Origin of the sequence: Nonomuraea fastidiosa, assembly GCF_042751225.1 — a bacterium.
GTDB classification, from domain to species: Bacteria; Actinomycetota; Actinomycetes; order Streptosporangiales; family Streptosporangiaceae; genus Nonomuraea; species Nonomuraea fastidiosa.
On the sequence record NZ_CP170570.1, the window covers coordinates 8,724,551 to 8,742,572 of the forward strand.

At 71.4% G+C, this 18,022-nt stretch carries 18 protein-coding genes and 2 pseudogenes; 12 read left to right on the forward strand and 8 right to left on the reverse strand.

Going from position 1 to position 18,022, the window contains the following annotated elements:
* Window positions 1-87: 87 nt before the first annotated feature.
* Complete coding sequence (locus ACFMQL_RS40260; RefSeq protein WP_378789997.1) at window positions 88-840, reverse strand: SDR family oxidoreductase; 753 nt, start codon at window positions 838-840, stop codon at window positions 88-90.
* Between the two features lie 144 nt (window positions 841-984).
* Here ACFMQL_RS40260 and ACFMQL_RS40265 point away from each other — a divergent pair, with 144 nt between their 5' ends.
* Entirely contained in the window at window positions 985-1,737 is a 753-nt protein-coding gene (locus ACFMQL_RS40265) for an SDR family NAD(P)-dependent oxidoreductase (RefSeq protein ID WP_378789999.1), read from the forward strand.
* A 153-nt stretch (window positions 1,738-1,890) separates the two neighbouring features.
* Here ACFMQL_RS40265 and ACFMQL_RS40270 read toward each other — a convergent pair whose 3' ends face one another.
* Together ACFMQL_RS40270 and ACFMQL_RS40275 are read right to left on the reverse strand one after the other, a co-directional pair.
* Window positions 1,891-2,073 (reverse strand): DUF397 domain-containing protein, encoded by a 183-nt coding sequence (locus ACFMQL_RS40270; RefSeq protein WP_364065118.1) that lies wholly within the window; start codon window positions 2,071-2,073, stop codon window positions 1,891-1,893.
* 37 nt (window positions 2,074-2,110) lie between these two features.
* Entirely contained in the window at window positions 2,111-2,983 is an 873-nt protein-coding gene (locus ACFMQL_RS40275; RefSeq protein ID WP_378790001.1) for a helix-turn-helix domain-containing protein, read from the reverse strand.
* 314 nt (window positions 2,984-3,297) lie between these two features.
* Between ACFMQL_RS40275 and ACFMQL_RS40280 the strand changes: the two genes are divergently transcribed.
* On the forward strand, window positions 3,298-3,825 hold the full coding sequence (locus tag ACFMQL_RS40280) for a DUF6292 family protein (protein ID WP_364065122.1): 528 nt from the start codon (window positions 3,298-3,300) through the stop codon (window positions 3,823-3,825).
* Between the two features lie 20 nt (window positions 3,826-3,845).
* On the opposite strand, the gene ACFMQL_RS40285 is transcribed toward ACFMQL_RS40280, so the two are convergent.
* Window positions 3,846-4,001: a hypothetical protein gene (locus ACFMQL_RS40285; RefSeq protein WP_378790003.1), complete on the reverse strand. Its 156-nt coding sequence runs from the start codon at window positions 3,999-4,001 to the stop codon at window positions 3,846-3,848.
* A gap of 199 nt (window positions 4,002-4,200) precedes the next feature.
* The gene (locus ACFMQL_RS40290) at window positions 4,201-4,500 is read right to left on the reverse strand and encodes a hypothetical protein (RefSeq protein ID WP_378790005.1); all 300 of its coding nucleotides are present in this window, start codon (window positions 4,498-4,500) and stop codon (window positions 4,201-4,203) included.
* 184 nt (window positions 4,501-4,684) lie between these two features.
* On the opposite strand from ACFMQL_RS40290, the gene ACFMQL_RS40295 reads away from it, so the two are divergent.
* From ACFMQL_RS40295 to ACFMQL_RS40335, 9 genes and pseudogenes are all read left to right on the forward strand, one after another.
* Window positions 4,685-5,674: a substrate-binding domain-containing protein gene (locus ACFMQL_RS40295; protein WP_364065131.1), complete on the forward strand. Its 990-nt coding sequence runs from the start codon at window positions 4,685-4,687 to the stop codon at window positions 5,672-5,674.
* 33 nt (window positions 5,675-5,707) lie between these two features.
* A complete protein-coding gene (locus tag ACFMQL_RS40300; RefSeq protein WP_364065134.1) occupies window positions 5,708-6,763 on the forward strand; it encodes a galactitol-1-phosphate 5-dehydrogenase in 1,056 nt (351 codons plus the stop codon).
* Between the two features lie 3 nt (window positions 6,764-6,766).
* Entirely contained in the window at window positions 6,767-8,275 is a 1,509-nt protein-coding gene (locus ACFMQL_RS40305; protein ID WP_364065137.1) for an FGGY-family carbohydrate kinase, read from the forward strand.
* Entirely contained in the window at window positions 8,265-9,203 is a 939-nt protein-coding gene (locus tag ACFMQL_RS40310; RefSeq protein WP_364065140.1) for a sugar-binding transcriptional regulator, read from the forward strand. The genes ACFMQL_RS40305 and ACFMQL_RS40310 overlap by 11 nt, the downstream gene beginning before the upstream one ends.
* Complete coding sequence (locus ACFMQL_RS40315) at window positions 9,200-10,696, forward strand: sugar ABC transporter ATP-binding protein (RefSeq protein WP_364065143.1); 1,497 nt, start codon at window positions 9,200-9,202, stop codon at window positions 10,694-10,696. The genes ACFMQL_RS40310 and ACFMQL_RS40315 overlap by 4 nt, the downstream gene beginning before the upstream one ends.
* Complete coding sequence (locus ACFMQL_RS40320; protein ID WP_364065146.1) at window positions 10,693-11,715, forward strand: ABC transporter permease; 1,023 nt, start codon at window positions 10,693-10,695, stop codon at window positions 11,713-11,715. Before ACFMQL_RS40315 ends, ACFMQL_RS40320 begins: the two co-directional genes overlap by 4 nt.
* Window positions 11,699-12,626, forward strand: a pseudogene (gene deoC / locus ACFMQL_RS40325) (deoxyribose-phosphate aldolase). Before ACFMQL_RS40320 ends, deoC begins: the two are co-directional and overlap by 17 nt.
* Window positions 12,627-12,640: 14 nt before the next feature.
* Window positions 12,641-14,062: an aldehyde dehydrogenase family protein gene (locus ACFMQL_RS40330; RefSeq protein WP_364065932.1), complete on the forward strand. Its 1,422-nt coding sequence runs from the start codon at window positions 12,641-12,643 to the stop codon at window positions 14,060-14,062.
* Window positions 14,055-14,926 (forward strand): annotated as a pseudogene (locus ACFMQL_RS40335) (aldehyde dehydrogenase family protein). Before ACFMQL_RS40330 ends, ACFMQL_RS40335 begins: the two are co-directional and overlap by 8 nt.
* Before the next feature lie 428 nt (window positions 14,927-15,354).
* Here the strand turns inward: ACFMQL_RS40335 and ACFMQL_RS40340 are convergent.
* Complete coding sequence (locus ACFMQL_RS40340; protein WP_378790009.1) at window positions 15,355-15,963, reverse strand: DUF4865 family protein; 609 nt, start codon at window positions 15,961-15,963, stop codon at window positions 15,355-15,357.
* A 272-nt stretch (window positions 15,964-16,235) separates the two neighbouring features.
* On the opposite strand from ACFMQL_RS40340, the gene ACFMQL_RS40345 reads away from it, so the two are divergent.
* On the forward strand, window positions 16,236-16,520 hold the full coding sequence (locus ACFMQL_RS40345; protein WP_378790011.1) for a hypothetical protein: 285 nt from the start codon (window positions 16,236-16,238) through the stop codon (window positions 16,518-16,520).
* Between the two features lie 26 nt (window positions 16,521-16,546).
* On the opposite strand, the gene ACFMQL_RS40350 is transcribed toward ACFMQL_RS40345, so the two are convergent.
* Together ACFMQL_RS40350 and ACFMQL_RS40355 are read right to left on the reverse strand one after the other, a co-directional pair.
* Window positions 16,547-17,338 (reverse strand): class I SAM-dependent methyltransferase, encoded by a 792-nt coding sequence (locus tag ACFMQL_RS40350; RefSeq protein WP_364065161.1) that lies wholly within the window; start codon window positions 17,336-17,338, stop codon window positions 16,547-16,549.
* Between the two features lie 212 nt (window positions 17,339-17,550).
* Window positions 17,551-17,961: an ATP-binding protein gene (locus ACFMQL_RS40355; protein WP_364065164.1), complete on the reverse strand. Its 411-nt coding sequence runs from the start codon at window positions 17,959-17,961 to the stop codon at window positions 17,551-17,553.
* Window positions 17,962-18,022: the final 61 nt, after the last annotated feature.

Here is an 18,022-nt window from a genome sequence, read left to right on the forward strand (position 1 = left end):
GGTCCTGTTGCACGACAGGACCGTCGCGCGGCTTCTGCACGCAGACGGGCGGCCTCCTCGTGGCCTGTGTGAACGATCCGGGGGCCGTCAGGTGGCGGCAGCGGCGGCGACCCAATCCCCGTACCGGATCCCGCCGAGCCGTGCCTCACCCAGCGGAACGAGCGAGTGCTCGGCAAGCTCACTGCCGAAGTAGCGAGCGTCCGGATCGGCGACCACCTCGCGCGGGTCGCCCAGGGCGGCCAGCGCCTCGCGGAAGAACTCGTCCATCCTGACCCGCTCCGGCCCGGCGATCTCCATCCGGCCGTTGAGCGGCGGCCCCTCCGCGACCTCGCACAGCACCGCCGCCACGTCGTCCCCGGCGATCGGCTGGAACAGCACCGGCGCGATCCGCACCACTCCCCCATCGTCGGCCTCGTCGGCGATCCCCTTCACGAACTCGAAGAACTGCGTCGCGTGCACCAGCGAGAACGGGACGCCCGACTTCTCGATCAGCCGCTCCTGGGCGACCTTGGCCCGGAAATAGCCGTTGTCCGGTGAGCGTTCGGTACCGACGATGGACAGCGCGACGTGGTGCCCGACCTCCGCCTCCGACTCGGCGGCGAGCAGGTTGCCCGTGGAGGTTTCGAAGAAGCCGAGCACGGCGGCCGGTTCGAACGACGGCGCGTTCGACACGTCGACCACCACCTCCGCCCCTTCCAGCGCCTCGGCCAGCCCTTCGCCGGTGAGCGTGTTCACCCCGGTGCGCGGCGAGGCCGCCAGCGCCTCGTGGCCGTCCCGCGACAGCCTGTTCACCAGCTTCGATCCGATCAGGCCGGTCCCACCGACCACCACGACCCTCATGACGCGCCTCCTCGGAACGGTCCACGCCACCCTCCCCTCCGCGCCCGGCGCTAACCCCTCGCGGCGGCAAAGTCCCAGCGTGCTCATGCAGCAGGCGGCATGACGGCCATAAGACCCACTGACAACGAACGAAGGAACGAGCACATGACCACTCAACTCGACGCCCGGGTGGCGATCGTCACCGGCGCCGGCTCAGGCATCGGCCGGGCCACCGCGATCGCCCTGGCTGAGGCGGGCGCGCACGTGCTCGCCGCCGGCCGCCGCCCCGGCCCCCTGGAGGAGACCGCCGCCCGGCACCCCGGCATCGCCGTCCTGCCCGCCGACATCACCGCCGCCGGCGCGCCGCAGGCCGTGGTGGACGCGGCGATCGGCCGCTGGGGCCGCCTCGACATACTGGTCAACAACGCCGGAGGCACGGCGATCATGCCGCTGGCCGACACCGACGCCGACCGCGTCACCGCCCTGCTCGCGCTGAACGTCACCGCGCCCAGCCTGCTCGCCCACGCCGCCCTGCCGCACCTGCGCGACACCCGGGGCACGATCGTCAACGTCTCCAGCACGTACGGCCACCGCCCCCTGCCGGGCGCCGCCCACTACGCCGCCTCGAAGGCCGCGATCGAGCAGCTCACCCGGAGCTGGGCCCTGGAGCTGGCCGCCGACGGCATCCGCGTGAACGCCGTCGCCCCCGGCCCCACGGAGAGCGAGGCGCTGAGCGCCGCCGGACTGCCCGCCGAAGTCGTCGAGCAGATCAAGAAGGACGAGGCCGCCCGCATCCCCCTCGGCCGCCGCGGCACGCCCGAAGAGGTGGCCGCCTGGATCGTGCACCTCGCCGCCCCGAACGCCGCCTGGATCACCGGCCAGATCATCGCCGTAGACGGCGGTTTGGCCCTCACGTAGGCCCACCCGCCGGGCACAGTTCCCGGACCCGGCTCCCGGAGCCGGGCGGCTGGGCCCGGCCGCCGGGCTGGGGCACAACGTCAAGCAGCCGGCCCCTCGCCCGGGGACCGGCTGCGCAAGCGGCCAAGGTCGTCAGTACTGCCGGTGGACGCTTCAAGCGTCTCCGCGCTTCACCCTCTCGATGAACTGGCGGTACGCGCTGGCCGTCACCACGAGAGGCTGCTGGCCAGGGTTCTTGCTGTCGCGAATGGCGACCATATCGTCATCCAGCCGGCGAACCTCAACGCAGTTGCCGTTGTGCCCGCAGAAGCTGGAGCGCGTCCACTGATCTTGCATGCGGGGAATATAGCCTGCCGCCTCACCGCCTCAGGCGTCACACCTGCAACTTCTCCAATTCTTTATGGATGGCCTGACGGCTCTCCTCGGGATCCAGTGCCAGCTCACGGAAGTGGTCGAACATCTTCTCGAAGTAGACCGAGCGCTGCTCGTCCAGCAGAAACTGGCTGGTGAGATTGTGGTCAATATAGACCAGGCACTGCTCCAACGGGTTGTTGCGATCCAAGTTGAGCAGCGTGAAGGATTCCTCGAACACCCCCCGAGGGCGACTGAGCGGCGCAACCTGAAGCTTCACATTGGGCAGTAGCGAGAAGTCAACAAGCTGCCGCAGCTGCTCGGCCATCACCTCCGGCCCGCCAACGGTCCGCAAAAGGATAGATTCGTCCATAATTATCCAGATTTGTGCGGATTCAGGGGGCAAGAAGCGTTTCTGGCGGGCCAATCTGATGGCGACGCGGTCCTCGATCTGGAGGGGCGTCAGCGTCGGGTCGATATCGCGCCAGCTCTTGATCAGATGCCTGGCGTACGCCTCTGTCTGAAAGACGCCCGGCACCACCCCCACCTCCCACTGCCGGATCGAGTCGGCGACCCTCTCGACGTCGAGGAAGGACAGGTACTCCTGGGTCGGCGCCGGATAGGCGCGCCACGACTGCGGGGTCTGGGTCTTGCCGGCCAGCGCGAGGAGGCGTTCGCGCTGGCTGTCGGTCGCGTCGTACACATCGAGCAGCTGCTCGATGTCCTTCTGCGAGACGCTGATCCGGGCGTTCTCGATTCTCGACACCTTCGACGGCGACCAGCCGAGGAGGTCTTTGATGTCGTCGCCGGTCAGGGACTTGCGCTCACGCAAATGTCGCAGCTCCCGCGCCAGGATGCGACGCTGCACGGTGGGCGGAGTAGTGCGATTGGCCATGTATGTCCTAAAAGTGGCTAATTCCCGGATTGCGCCTTGATCACTCCAGCCATTGAGCCACAGAAGTAAGACTGCGTGCAAGATTGCATGCAGACTTACCGTACCTCACCATAGTAAGCGGGAGGGGTGCAATGACAAACGAATTGGCCGACGACGGGGAAGTGCTTCAAAGGCCCGCACGTCGGCAGCTCGGCATCCCTGGTTCCGCCAGGCAGAGGGGAGCCTTGCATGGCCCTGGTTCTCACGTGCGGGTCAAGGGCGGTATGCAGCATGGCCGGCTTACCTCGTGGGGTCGCCGCCCCACGGGCACCGATGTGGTGACACCCCGGGGCATCTGGCATGTGGAGTGGCAGGAGCTGCACGTCGGCTACCTGCACGATGTCTACCTCGCCCTCGTCCGCAGGGCCATTCAGCCGAGCGACCACTGGATTGCGGAGTTCCTGCCACGTTCGGCGTCGATTCTCATCGAGGACCGCGAGCTCGTCGACGAGTGCCTCCTGGGGCTCGCCTGGGACGAGGAGAGCGGGTGGCGGTTCGGCAGCTTCGTGCAGGGAGACGTGCGCTGCCCGACGCTGCTGAGACGGCAGCGGTACTTCGGCGGTGACGTGCTGCCCGATCCCGCCGAGGTGGGGGACACGGTGCTGGCCATGATGGAGCGGCTGCGGCAGCCGCGCCGCTGGTGGTGGGGGCACCACCGGGAGCAGCCCTGGGGGTGGCACTACCCGCCGGCGTACCGGTCGTACCGGGACGTGGACGACGGTTTCGACGATCGGCTGCGGGCGCATCTGCCGCCCGACGTGCCGTACGCGGGGTCACCCGAGCAGCCGCCCGCGGGCGCCTGACCCCCTGCGCGGGGTCGGGGTCAGCCGGCCGGTAGGCGTTCCGCCGCTGGCGCGGCGGACGGCTCCGGGCTGCGGCGGGGACGGCGCAGCAGGACGGCGGCGGCGACGGCGATCACCAGCAGGACCGCCGAGACGCCGAGGCAGAGCCGCATGCCGTCGAGGAACGCGCCCGACACGGCGGCCAGGGCGGGCCCGGCTGCGGCGCCCCGAGGTCGAGCCCGGCGACCGCGCCGAGCCCGCCCGCCTCGCCGGCCCGGACGAGGGGGATGGACCTGGCGCACAGCGCGACCAGCGCGCCCGCGGCGCACAGGGCGAGGGCCACCTGGCAGGTCTTCTTGCGCCCGTGCACGTCGGCGAAGACCCCTGCGGTGAGAATCAGCGCGGCCACCGGCGGCCAGCGTGCGCGCGGCGCTGGAGGCGGCCGACGTGCGCTGCACCGTGCGCGCGGACACCGAACGCGTCCTGCACCCACGACAGCTGCGCGGTGGAGGCGTGCAGCGCCCGCTGGATCGCGGGCAGGCGGACGGTGACGGTGACGACGGGGCGATAGGCGACGAAAACGCCCGCGCCGGCCCGCGCAATGGCGGCGCAGGGCCGCGCACTGGTGGCGCGGGGCCGCGCAATGGCAGCGCCGGGCCGGTGCGCGGGCGGCGCCTCCGGAGTCGGAGCGTTCACGGGGACCTCTCTTGCGGCAGAGCCGCCGTAACCGCTGTGACCTGCGAAAACTCCTGTGACGGACAACGGACGAGCGGAGCAGAGACCCCAAGTCTGCTCATATGAGCAAATTTCGGCTCAAGTGTTGCAACGGGGTTAATTCCCGACTTACGGTGCGTTACCTACGTCACATACGGAGGCCCCAATGAGTAGATTTCGGCTGCTCACCATCCCCTCACTCCTCCTGATCAGCGCTCTGACCGCCTGTTCGGTGTCCACCACGCCGGGCGGTTCCACGGACGCGGCCGGCGGGAGCTCCGACGGCCCCGTCGCCATCGGCTTCAGCCAGGCGACCCAGCAGTCGCCGTTCTACGTCCAGCTCCGCGAGGGCGCGGAGGCCGCCGCCAAGCAGGCGGGCGCCTCGCTGTACTTCGCCGACGCGGGCGGCGACGTCACCAAGCAGAACAACGACATCCAGGACCTCATCACCCGCCAGGTGGACGTCCTGCTCGTCAACCCGGTCGATCCCCAGGGCGTGCAGCCGGGCATCGCCGCGGCCAAGGCGGCCGGCGTGCCGGTCGTGACCGTGGACCGCCCGGTGCCCGAGGGCGCGGTCGCCCAGGTCGGGCGGGACAACAAGGCGATGGGCGAGCTCGTCGGCAAGCGGCTCAGCGAGGCACTCGGCGACAAGGGCGGCAAGGTCATCGAGATCCGCGGCGACGCGGGCGGCGCGGTGGCGCGCGACCGCAGCGCCGGGTTCCACGACGCCGTGAAGAGCAACCCGAACATCAAGATCATCGAGGGGCCGTACTCGGACTACGTGCGCTCCAAGGCGGTCACCGCGATGCAGGACCTGCTCCAGGTGCACCCCGACGTCGCCGCCGTGTACGCGCACAACGACGACATGGCGCTCGGCGCGCTCCAGGTCCTCAAGGAGAACGGCAAGGACAAGGTCCTGGTCGCGGGCGTGGACGGCCTCATGGAGGCGGTCAAGCAGATCCCGAACGGCCAGTACGTGGCCACCGCGCTCAACGACCCCATCTCCCTCGGGGCCAAGGCCGTCGAGACCGTGCTCAAGGTCAAGAAGGGCGAGCAGGTCGAGGCGAACATCGACGCCGGCACCGCGCTGATCGACAAGGACAACGCGGCCGAGTACATCGGCGAGACCGAGTTCGCCCAGGCGACCACGAAGTAGCCCAGGCAACCACGAAGTAGGAAAGGCACAACGATGGCGGAAACCATGCAGGCGGCGGTGCTCCACGCGCCCGGGGACATCAGGGTCGAGCGGGTGCCCGTGCCCGAGCCGGGTCCGGACGAGGCGCTCGTACGCGTGGCGGCCTGCGGGGTGTGCGGGTCGGACATCGCCCGCATGCTGCAACCGGGGATCGCCTACCACTTCCCGATCATCTGCGGGCACGAGTTCTCCGGCCACGTCGTACGGCTCGGCGCGGACCTGGCCGCCGAGGGCACCGTGCGCGAGGGCGACCTGGTCACCGTTCCGCCGCTGATCCCGTGCCGCACCTGCGCCCCGTGCAGCCAGGGCCACTTCAGCCTGTGCAAGCGGTACGGCTACTTCGGCAGCCGCCGCGACGGCGCGTACGCCCAGTACGTGACGGTCCCCGCCGGCAACCTCATGGTGCTGCCCGCGGACCTGGACCCGAGGGCGGCGGCCATGATGGACCCGGCCGCCATCGCGCTGCACGCCCTGTGGCGGACGAACATGCGCGGCGGCCGCCGGGTGGCGGTGGTCGGCGCGGGCCCGATCGGGTTGTTCGCGGTGCAGTGGGCGCGGATCGCGGGCGCCTCCGAGGTGCTGGTGATCGAGCTGAACGAGCAGAAGGCCGCGATGGCGACCGAGGCCGGGGCCACGCACACGGCGACCAGCGCGCAGGAGGCGGCCGACGTGGCCGGCGAAGGCTACGACATCGTCATCGAGTCGGCGGGCGTGCCGGCGACGATCGACCAGGCGGTGGCGCTGGCGGGGCGGCACGGCGAGGCGGTGTTCATCGGCATCCCGCACGACCCGGTGGTGCTGCCGGAGGCGACGTTCAGCGCGTTCCTGCGCCGCGAGGTGACCCTGCACGGCGCGTGGAACTCCTTCTCGGCGCCGTTCCCCGGCGACGAGTGGCGGACGACGGCGCGCGCGCTGTCCTCGGGCGAGCTGAAGTGGAAGTTCATGATCACGCACGAGCTGGGTCTGGACGCGCTGCCGGAGACCATGGCCGCGCTCGGCGAGCGGTCGATCTTCAGCTCGAAGGTTCTCTTCCTGCCGAACGAGGAGTAGAGCATGGCTGCCTTCCTCGCCCTCGATCTGGGGACCGAAGGCGCCCGCGCGGCGGTCTACGGCGAGCAGGGGGCGCTGCTGGGGTCGGGCGCCGCGGCGTATCCGACCCGCTTCCCCCGGCCCGGCTGGGCCGAGCAGGATCCGGACGACTGGTGGCGGGCGAGCGTGTCGGCCGCGCGGCAGGCGCTCGCCGCGGCGGGCGGCCCGGCGGTCGAGGCGGTCGCGGTGGCGACCACGGCCTCGACGGTGGCGGTGCTCGACGCGCACGGCCGGCCGCTGCGCCCGGCGCTGCTGTGGATGGACTGCCGCGCCGGCGAGGAGTCGGAGCTGACCGCGCGCACCGGCCACCCGGTCCTGCGGTACGCGGGCGGCAGCGACGCCGTGGAGTGGCTGGTGCCCAAGGCCATGTGGCTGGCCCGGCACGAGCCGGAGACGTACCGGGCGGCGGCGCGCATCGTCGAGGCGGTCGACTACATGGTGTGGCGGCTCACCGGCCGCTGGGCCGGGTCGCGCATGAACGCCGTCTGCAAGAGCAACTACGACCCGCGCGGCGCGGGCTTCCCCCACGACCTGTACGAGCGGCTCGGCGTCCCCGACCTGGCGGACAAGCTGCCGGACGAGATCGTGCCCGTCGGCGACCCGATCGCCCCGATGACCGCCGGAGCCCGCGATGAGCTGGGCGTCACCGGCGCCCCCACGGTGGTCTGCGGCGGCATCGACGCGCACCTGTCGCTGCTGGCCATCGGCGGCGCGCACGAGGGTCACGTGTCGATCGTGTGCGGCACGTCCAACGCGTTCGTCACGGAGATCGCCGAGCCGGTGTTCCCGCCCACGGTGTGGGGGCCGTACCCGGACGCGCTGCGCACGGGGCGGTGGCTCGTGGAGGGCGGTCAGGTGAGCGCGGGCTCGGTGCTGTCGTGGGCGGGCGAGCGGCTCATCGGCCGGCCGCGCGCGGAGATCGGCGGCCTGATCGCGGCGGCGGCGCAGGTGCCGCCGGTCGAGCACGGCCTGATCGTGCTCGACTACTTCATGGGCAACCGCACCCCGCTGCGCGACCCGCATCTGCGCGGCGCGGTGCTGGGCCTGACGCTGGCCAGCACGCCCGAGCAGGTCTACCGGGCGGCCGTCGAGGGCGTCGCCTACGGCACCCGGCAGGTCATCGACTCCTTCACCGAGGGCGGCGTCCCGGTGTCGGAGATCTTCCTGTCGGGCGGCATCCAGCACAACGAGCTGTGGCTGCAGACCACCGCCGACGTGCTCGGCCGCCCCGTCCACCTGGTCACGGGCGACAACCTGACGCTGCGGGCCTGCTCGGTGCTGGCCGCGGCCGGCTCGGGGCGGCACGCATCCCTCGCGGAGGCGGCGGCCGAGTACGCGCCGAAGGTGCGCACGGTCGAGCCGGTCGCAGCGCACGCCCAGGCGTACGAGACGGGCTACGCCGACTACCTGGCGGCCACGGCCGCGACGACCGGCATCTCCCACCGGCTGAGCGGAGGCCGCGATGACCGATGACGACCAGCTCTACCAGGTGGCCGTCCGCTACTACGAGGCGGGCGAGACGCAGGAGCAGATCGCGAACGCGCTGCACCTGACCCGCTGGAAGGTGGGCAGGATGCTGGCCGAGGCGCGCGAGGTCGGCATCGTGCGCATCGAGGTGCTGCATCCGCGCTCGCGGGTGCGCACGCTGGAGCAGGAGGTCAAGGAGCGGTTCGGGCTGCGCGACGCCGTCGTGGTGTCGGTCGGCGGCGACGACGCCGAGCAGGCCCGCGACCGGGTGGCCGCGGCGGGCGCCGACCACCTCATGGAGATGCGCCCGGCGCCCCGGCTGATCGGGGTGTCGTGGGGGCGCACGCTCGACCGGCTGGCCGGCAAGCTCGTCCCCGGCTGGGCGACGGGTGTGCACGTGGTGCAGATCAACGGCGCGCTGAGCCGTTCCCGCCAGCCCACCAGCGCCCACAGCATGGCCAGCATGATCGCCCACCACGGCGGCGGCACCGCGACGCTGCTCGCCGCCCCGGCGATCCTGGAGCAGCGGAGCACCCGCCAGGTGCTGGAGAGCGACCGCGCCGTCGCCGACGTGCTGGCCCTGGCGACCAAGGCGGATCTGTTCCTGTTCAGCCCCGGTGCGATGGGCAGCGACTCGGTGCTGGTCGACTCCGGGCAGATCGACGCGAGCGACCTCGCCAGGCTGGCCGCCGCGGGCGCGGTCGGCGACGTGCTCGGCCGTTTCATCGACGCGGAGGGACGGATCGTCGACCCCGATCTCGACGGCCGCACCCTCGGGCTCTCGCTCGACCTGCTGCGCTCGCCCACCACGTCGGTCGCGCTGGTCAGCGGCACGGCCAAGCGCGCGGTGTGCCGGGCGGTGGTGACCAGCGGCCTGTGCGACGTGCTGATCACCGACGACCACAACGCCAGACACCTGCTGGAGGCGGCATGAGCCAGACTCCCGAACGCCTGCACATGTCGGGGATCGTCAAGCGCTTCCCCGGCACCGTCGCGCTCGACGGGGTCGAACTCGGTGTGCGGCCCGGCGAGGTGCACTGCCTGCTCGGCGAGAACGGCGCGGGCAAGAGCACGCTGATGAAGATCCTGGCGGGCTCGTACCAGCCGGACGAGGGCACGATCCTGCTGGACGGCGAGCCGTACGCGCCGGCCACACCGCACGCCGGGCTCGCGGCCGGCATCGCGGTCATCTACCAGGAGCTTGACCTGCTGCCCGACCTGACCGTGGCGCAGAACCTGCTGCTCGGCAGGGCGCCCAGGCTGGGCCCGTTCGTCCGCAGGGCGCAGCGCGCCAAGCTGGCCCGCGAGGCGCTGGACCGGGTGGGCGCGACCTTCCCGGTGACCGCCAAGGTCGGCGACCTGCCGATCGCGGCGCAGCAGCTCACCGCCATCGCCAAGGCGCTCACGGCCGACGCCCGGGTGATCGTCATGGACGAGCCGTCGGCCACACTCGGCGAGGCCGAGCTGCAGGCGGTCTTCGACGTCATCAGGTCGCTCACCGCCGAGGGCCGTTCGGTGATCTTCATCTCGCACCGCATGGACGAGGTCATGGAGATCGGCGACCGGGCCACGGTGCTGCGCGACGGCCGCGCGGTCGGCGTCTACGATCTTTCGTCCACCGGACCGGACGAGCTGGTGGCCGCCATGATCGGCGAGGCGGGCGAGCTGGTGGGCGCGACCGACAGGCCCGCGCCGGCGGGCGAGCCGCTGCTCAGCATCGAGCGGGTGCACGTGCCGGGGCTGCTGGACGTGCGCGGCCTCGACGTGCGGCCGGGCGAGGTCGTCGGGCTGGCCGGGCTCGGCGGCGCGGGACGTACGACGCTGCTGCGCGCCCTGTTCGGCGACCTCAAGGCCCACGTGACGGCCAGGCTCGGCGGCCGGCCGCTCAAGGTCGCGAGCCCGGCCGCCGCCGTACGCGCGGGTCTCGCGCTCGTACCGGAGAGCCGCAAGGAGCAGGGCCTGATGCTGGGCCTGTCGGTCAGCCGCAACGCGGCGATCAGCGCGCTCGGCCGCCCGCCGTGGCTGCTGCCGGGGAAACTCGGCCGGCGCCTGACCAGTCCTGCGCTCGCCGACCTCGGCGTCAAGGCATCGGGACCGAACCAGCTCGTCGGCCAGCTCTCCGGCGGCAACCAGCAGAAGGTCGTGCTGGCCAAGTGGATCACCCGGGGCGGGATCAAGGTCCTGCTGCTGGACGAGCCCACGCGCGGCCTGGACGTCGGCGCCAAGGCCGACCTCTACCGCCAGGTGCGCCACCTGGCCGACCAGGGCGTGGCCGTGCTGCTCGCCAGCAGCGAGCTCAACGAGCTGACCGCCAACGCCGACCGGATCCAGGTCCTGTACGAGGGCCGCAACGTCGCGCACTTCGACCCCCGGGTCAGCCCCGAGAACGTCATCGCGCACACCGTCATCACAGGAGCCGCACCATGACAGCATCGCTCGGATCCACGGGTTCGCCGGGATCGACCCTCGCCTCAGCCGTCCCCCAGGGCGAGGCCCGCCGGCGCCGCGGCGCCGACCTGATCGTCAAGTCCAACCTGCTGCTGGTCTTCCTCGGGCTGTGCGTGGTCGCGTCGCTGCTGGCGCCGCAGTTCCTGACCGGCCGCAACATCGCGAACCTGCTCCAGCAGTCCTCGCTGACCGGGATCGTGGCCATCGGCATGACGATGGTCGTGCTGACCGCCGGCATCGATCTGTCGGTGGGCAGCGTGGCCGCGTTCGGCGGCATGACGATCGCGCTGCTGCTGGGGTCGGGGGTGCCGGTGCTGCCGGCGATCCTCATCAGCGTGGCGGCCGGCGCGGTGTTCGGCGCGTTCATGGGCGGCATGTCGGCGTACCTGTCGCTGCCGTCGTTCATGACCACGCTGGCCGGGCTGACCGCGATCCGCGGCCTGACGTACCTGCTGACCGACGGCAAGCCCGCCGAGGCGGGCGGCTCTGAGGCGTTCCAGCTCCTCGGCGGCGGGTTCATCGGCTACGTGCCGATCGTCGGGGTCATCTTCGTGGCGATCACCGTGCTGGCCGCGCTGGTGCTGCGCGGCACCACGTTCGGCGAATACGTCTACGCCGTCGGCAGCAACAAGGAGGCCGCCCGGCTGTCCGGCCTGCCGGTGCGCGGGGTGATCACGACGGTGTTCGCCGTGTCGGGCGCGCTGGCCGCGCTGGCCGGGGTGCTGCTGACCTCCCGGCTGACCGTGGGGCAGCCCACCGCGTTCAACGGGCTCGAGCTGGACGCGATCGCGGCCGTCGTGCTCGGCGGCACCAACCTGTTCGGCGGCCGGGGCGGGGTGTTCGGCACGTTCGTGGCGGTGCTGCTGCTGTCGGTGCTGCGCAACCTGTGCAACCTGCTCGGCCTCGGCTCCTTCTTCCAGATGGTGGTGACCGGCCTCATCCTGCTGGTCGCCCTCGTACTCAACATGCTCATCGAGAGGCGTGGCGCTCGTGCCTGACACCATCCCCGGCTCCTTGCGTGCCTACCTGCACGGACTGCCCGGCGTCGACGAGGTCGGCGTGCAGCGGCGGGCCGCCGGCCTGGCCACCAGGTCGATCAAGACGACGGCCAAGCGGGAGGCCATCGACCTGGCCATCCGCATGGTCGACCTGACCACCCTCGAAGGGGCGGACACGCCCGGCAAGGTGCGCGCGCTGGCCGCCAAGGCCGTGCGCCCCGACCCGGCCGACCCCACCGCGCCGTCGGTGGCCGCTCTGTGCGTCTACCCCGACATGGTCGCCACGGCGGCGGAGGCGCTGGCCGGGACCGGGGTCGGGCTGGCCTCGGTGGCCACCGGCTTTCCCTCGGGACGTACGTCGCTGGAGGTCAAGCTGTCCGACACGGCGGCGGCGGTCGCGGCGGGCGCGACCGAGATCGACATGGTGATCGACCGGGGCGCGTTCCTCGCCGGCGACTACCGCAAGGTGTTCGACGAGATCGTCGCGGTCAAGGAGCAGTGCGGCGACGCGCACCTGAAGGTCATCTTGGAGACCGGCGAGCTGGCCACCTACGACAACGTGCGCCGCGCGTCCTGGCTCGCGCTGCACGCGGGCGCCGACTTCATCAAGACCTCGACGGGCAAGGTCTCTCCCGCCGCGACGCTGCCGGTCACGCTGGTGATGCTGGAGGCCGTACGCGACTACCGGGCCGCCACCGGGCGGCAGGCCGGCGTGAAGGCCAGGCGGGATCCGCACCACCAAGGACGCCATCCGCTATCTCGTGCTGGTCAAGGAGATCGCCGGCGCCGACTGGCTGGACCCCGCGTGGTTCAGGCTGGGCGCGTCATCGCTGCTGAACGACCTGCTCATGCAGCGGACCAAGCTCGACACCGGACATTACTCCGGGCCCGACTACTACACCATCGACTAGGGAGAGGCGTGGAGATCTTCGAGTACGCGCCCGCGCCGGAGTCACGTTCCATCGTGTCCATCCGGCCGTCGTACGACCTGTTCATCGACGGCGACTTCGTGCCGGCCAAGAGCGACGAGCGCATCGTCACCGTCAATCCGGCCGACGAGGAGCCGCTGTCGGAGGTGGCCGCGGCCGGCGAGGCCGACGTGGACCGGGCCTTCGCCGCCGCGCGGCGCGCGTTCGAGCGGGTGTGGTCGCCGATGCCGCCGGCCGAGCGGGGGAAGTACCTGTTCAGGATCGCGCGGATCATCCAGGAGCGCTCCCGCGAGCTGGCCGTGCTGGAGTCGCTCGACAACGGCAAGCCGATCAAGGAGACGCGCGACATCGACCTGCCGCTCGTCGCGCAGCACTTCTTCTATTACGCGGGCTGGGCCGACAAGCTCCGGCACGCCGGGTTCGGCACCCGTCCGCTGGGCGTGGCCGCGCAGGTCATCCCGTGGAACTTCCCGCTGCTCATGCTGGCGTGGAAGGTCGCGCCCGCGCTGGCGACCGGCAACACGGTGGTGCTCAAACCGGCCGAGACGACGCCGCTGACCGCGCTGGTCTTCGCCGAGATCTGCCAGGAGGCGGGGCTGCCGCCCGGCGTGGTGAACATCGTGACCGGCGCCGGCGACACCGGCGCGGCCGTGGTCGCCCATCCGGGCGGCGACAAGGTGGCCTTCACCGGCTCGACCGAGGTGGGGCGGCAGATCGCCCGCGCCGTGGCGGGCACCCGCAAGCGGCTCACGCTGGAGCTGGGCGGTAAGGGCGCCAACATCGTCTACGACGACGCGGCCATCGACCAGGCCGTCGAGGGCATCGTGTCCGGCATCTTCTTCAACCAGGGGCACGTGTGCTGCGCGGGCTCCCGGCTGCTGGTGCAGGAGTCCATCGCCGAGGAGCTGCTGGCGCGGCTGCGTGCCCGCATCGAGCTGCTGCGGCTCGGCGACCCGCTGGACAAGAACACCGACATCGGGGCGATCAACTCGGCGGCGCAGCTCGCCAGGATCCGCGAGCTGGCCGCCGCCGGCGAGGCGGAGGGCGCCACCTCGTGGTCGCCCGCGTGCCCGCTGCCCGAGCGGGGCTACTGGTTCCGCCCGACCGTGTTCACCGGGGTCACGCAGGCGCACCGGATCGCCAGGGAGGAGATCTTCGGCCCGGTGCTGTCGGTGCTCACGTTCCGCACGCCGGAGGAGGCCGTCGCCAAGGCGAACAACACGCCGTACGGTCTGTCGGCCGGTGTCTGGACGGAGAAGGGCTCCCTGATGCTGTGGACCGCGAGCCGGCTGCGCGCCGGCGTCGTGTGGTCCAACACCTTCAACGTGTTCGATCCCGCCAGTCCCTTCGGCGGTTACAAGGAGTCCGGTTACGGCCGCGAGGGCGGGCTGCTCGGACTGGAGGCGTACCTTGGCTGACATCCCGCCGCGCATCGCGGTGCTCAGGACGTACAAGCTCTATGTCGGCGGCGCGTTCCCGCGCTCGGAATCAGGGAGGTCCTACCCCGTGACGTCGGCGGACGGGTCCCACCTCGCCAACGCCGCGCTGGCCTCGCGCAAGGACGTGCGCGACGCCGTGGTGGCGGCGCGCAAGGCGTTCCCCGGCTGGTCGGGCCGCACCGCCTACAACCGCGGGCAGATCCTCTACCGGGTCGCGGAGATGATGGAGGGGCGGCGCGACCAGTTCGCCGCCGAGGTGGCCGCGGCCGAGGGCGTGAGCGCCGACCGGGCGCAGGCGCTGGTGTCGGCGGCCGTGGACCGGTGGGTCTACTACGCCGGCTGGGCCGACAAGATCGCCCAGGTGCTGGGCGGCGCGAACCCGGTGGCGGGGCCGTTCTTCAACCTGTCGGAGCCGGAGCCGACCGGCGTGGTCGGCGTGTTCGCGCCCGCCGGGTCCTCGCTGCTCGGCCTCGTGTCCGTGCTCGCCCCCGTGATCACGGCGGGGAACACGGCCGTGGTGATCGCCGACGAGCGGGCGCCGCTGCCGGCGATCACGCTCGCCGAGGCGCTCGCCACCTCCGACCTGCCGGGCGGGGTCGCCAACGTGCTCACCGGCAGGACCGCTGAACTGGGCCCGCCGCTGGCCGGGCACGCCGATGTGAACGCACTCGACCTGGCGGGGCCGGCGAGCTGGCGGCCGAGCTTGAGGAGCTGGCGGCGACCACGCTCAAGCGCGTGCTACGGCCTCGGCCCGAGGACGACTGGGAGGAGCCGGATCCGGGGTTGGAGCGCATCCGGCCCTTCGTGGAGACGAAGACGGTCTGGCATCCGATCGGCCGCTGACCGCTCATCCGGCCGCTTCTGCGGCCGATCGTCCCGTCGCTTTCCGGCCGCGCCGGGTCTCCTGCCCGGCCGCGCCGGCCTCCTTCTCCCAGTCGAGGGCCGGGCGTCGTGCTCGGCCCGCGGCCGGGCTCTTTCCGGCCGCGCCGGGTTTGCGCTGCGGGCACCGGCGCGCGTCGACGTCCGGCATGACACGTGACGTCCGACTCTTTGACACAGACATGTCACAAATGGCTGGATGCCAGGGCTGTAACCGCTGATCTGCTGTTATGGTCGCGAACGTGGCCCCGGCCGCATGGCGCTGATGCGTCATGGACCGGTGATCCCCGGCAGGGACGTGCGTGATGGCGGCAGCCGCCCCGTTCCCTCCCCTGCGGCGGCGGCGCGCCCTTCCTGGTGTCGCGCCCGTTCCCTCCGGGGTCGCCCTGGCCCTACCAAGACCGCCCTTCCGGCAGGTCGCTCAGGCCGGGGGCGGACAGGTGCAGCACCTCGTACCGTTCGGTGCCGTCCGCGTCCTGCGCGGGATCGTCCGCCCACAGCGTGAAGCGTACGAGCCGCCAGTGGTGGGGATCGACGGCGAGCACGGTGGTGTGCACGCCGTCGTGGCGGGACAGCTCGCGCAGGTGCTCGGCCTCCTCCTCGATCAGCGCCGCGAGACTCGTTCCCGTGCCGTCCCGATCGTCGGGTACGGGGGTGAGCCGGCGCGTCGCGGCCAGCGGGGTCGCGCCGCGTGCGGGACCGGCGTGGCAGGCGACGCCCGTCCAATGGTGGACGACGGGGCGGCCGAAGTCGCGGACGATGTTCTGGAACCCGCCGCCTCCGACGAGGAAGTGGGCCATCGCTCCGGCGTCGTTCCACAGGTAGAAGGGGGCGTACTGGTTGACCGGCGAGCCTTCGACGCCGCGCTCGCGGATGACGTACGCCTTCATGCCCAGCCCGGCGCGGTCGTCGAAGACGTGACCGGCGCCGGCGACCCGCTTGCGGATGATCTCCATGTCGTAGTCGGCGGGCAGGGTGATCTCGTACTGCTTGGCGTACACGTGAGGGCTGCCTTCCTGGAAGACTGACGGGCCCTTACATACTAGTAGGTACAGACGCGTCGCAAGCCTCCCGCCGCCGGGCGGTTCGAGCGGTGGGGCGGCAGGTTGGGAAACCGCCGGATATTGACGCTCTTTTCCCCGTTCTTTCCAGGTGCGGGACATTCAGGTGCGGCGTGGCGCTCTCATCTGACTCGCGCCGACTGTGAGCATCGTACGGGCCTGGCCAGCGTGAGTGCTTCTCCGAGAGGAACGGTAGGTGTTCACCCCGATACGTGAACTGGCGCGACCTGCCGCCCATGCCCTCCTCACGGTGGCGCTGCCTGGCGGAGAGCGAGGTGCGCGGCGGGCTCACCTCTCACGCGCGGAGCTGGTCGCTGGACTCGTACGAGCAGGTCGAGCCGTGGCTGCGCGCCGAGGTCGAGGCGCGGCACCCCCTCTACCGCAGCGCACCGTCCGAGCCGGGGCCGAGCCAGAACTCCTGGACGTCCTTCCACGCCGAGCAGCTCGGCGGCGGCGCCATCACGTGGGCGGACTGGTGCGCCGTGAACGGCCGCTGACGCATCGGCACACAGCCTTCGGATCCTCAGCGGCGGCGGCAGATCATCAGCTCGGTCGTGGGGCTCTCGCGCAGGACGCGGACCAGCCGCCGCTCCGCCAGCGCGAGCAGCCCGCCCGCGATCTCGCCGGTGGTCTCCGTGAGGGTGACGGCCCGCAGCAGGCCGCCCCAGAGCTTGCGCCACACGGGGTTGGCGTCCACCTGAGCGTTCATGAGGACGAGCATCGGCACGCGGCGTACGACGTCGAACCCGGCGTCGCCGAGCGCGCCGGTGATCCAGGTGAGCGTGTGGTTGACCTGATGGTCGCCGCGCTGCTCCGGCCGGTGCAGGAAATTCTCCGACAGCACGAACGTACCGCCGGGCCGCAGGGCGCGGGCGATGGAACGCAGCGCGGAGCGGTACCGCTCGTCGTCGGTGATGTGGAACAGCATGTCCATGGCCGAGACCGCGTCGAACGAGCCGGGTTCGAGCGTTTCGCCGGGATCGGCGATGTCGAGCCGGAGGATCTCGGTGCCGGGGAAGCGGTCGCGCAGGCGTTCGGCGGCGGCGGCGGTCAGGTCGGATCCGGTGACCGACTTCGCGCCGAGCGCGCGCCACTGCCGCAGGTAGAAGCCGGTGCCCGAGCCCACGTCGAGCACGCGGGACGACGACAGGTCGAGGCCGAGCGCCCCCACCTCGCGGCGGAACACCTCGCCGCGCACCCGGTACATCCACGTGTTGAACGCCAGCCCCAGCCGCTGGTAGCCGACCCCGCTCTCCGTCCAGTCGGCGTGCAGGCGCTGCTCCCAGAAGTCCTTCAGTTCGGCGTGCTGTTTCATGCGGCGACGCTCCCGGGTGACGGGGGTTACTGGCGGATCGGCCCGTACGGTGAGTCCACACCGGCGCGCGTACGGTGAGCTGGATCGACGCATACGGCGAGTCCGGATCGGCCGCGTACGGTGAGTAGCGTCATGCCCACGTACGCCCCGGCCCGAAACGTGCGACCCTCCCGCCCGCCGCTTTCCCTGTGCTTTCCCCTCAGCTTTTCGCGTCATCCGGTAAGCGCGCCGTCCAGATTCTTCTCGAAATGCACGGTCATCCCGTCTCCGCGATGCCGGTGAATCTCCACGAGATCGGTCAGCGCGTACATCAACATCAGGCCGCGCCCGCCCTCCGCGTCCAGCGGCACACTGGGCAGCGCGTCGGGCATGACGAAACCCGCACCGTGATCGGTCACTTCGACGACGCACCGATTGTGGCGCAGAGCCGCGTCCACCTGGTATTCACGCTTCGTGTCCGAATGGCGGACGGCGTTCGTGCAGGCCTCCGTCAGCGCCAGCCCGATATCCTGACGAGCGTCCGGCGAGACGCCGCAGCGCCGCAGCGCGACATCGACCACATTTCGGGTCAGGGTTACGGACGCCTTCTCCATGGGAATCGACAGGGCAATTCCCAGTTCCATCCTGGTCACCTCCAGTTCATTACTCACCCGTGCCCGAGGCGACCACTGACAAACCGTCTTC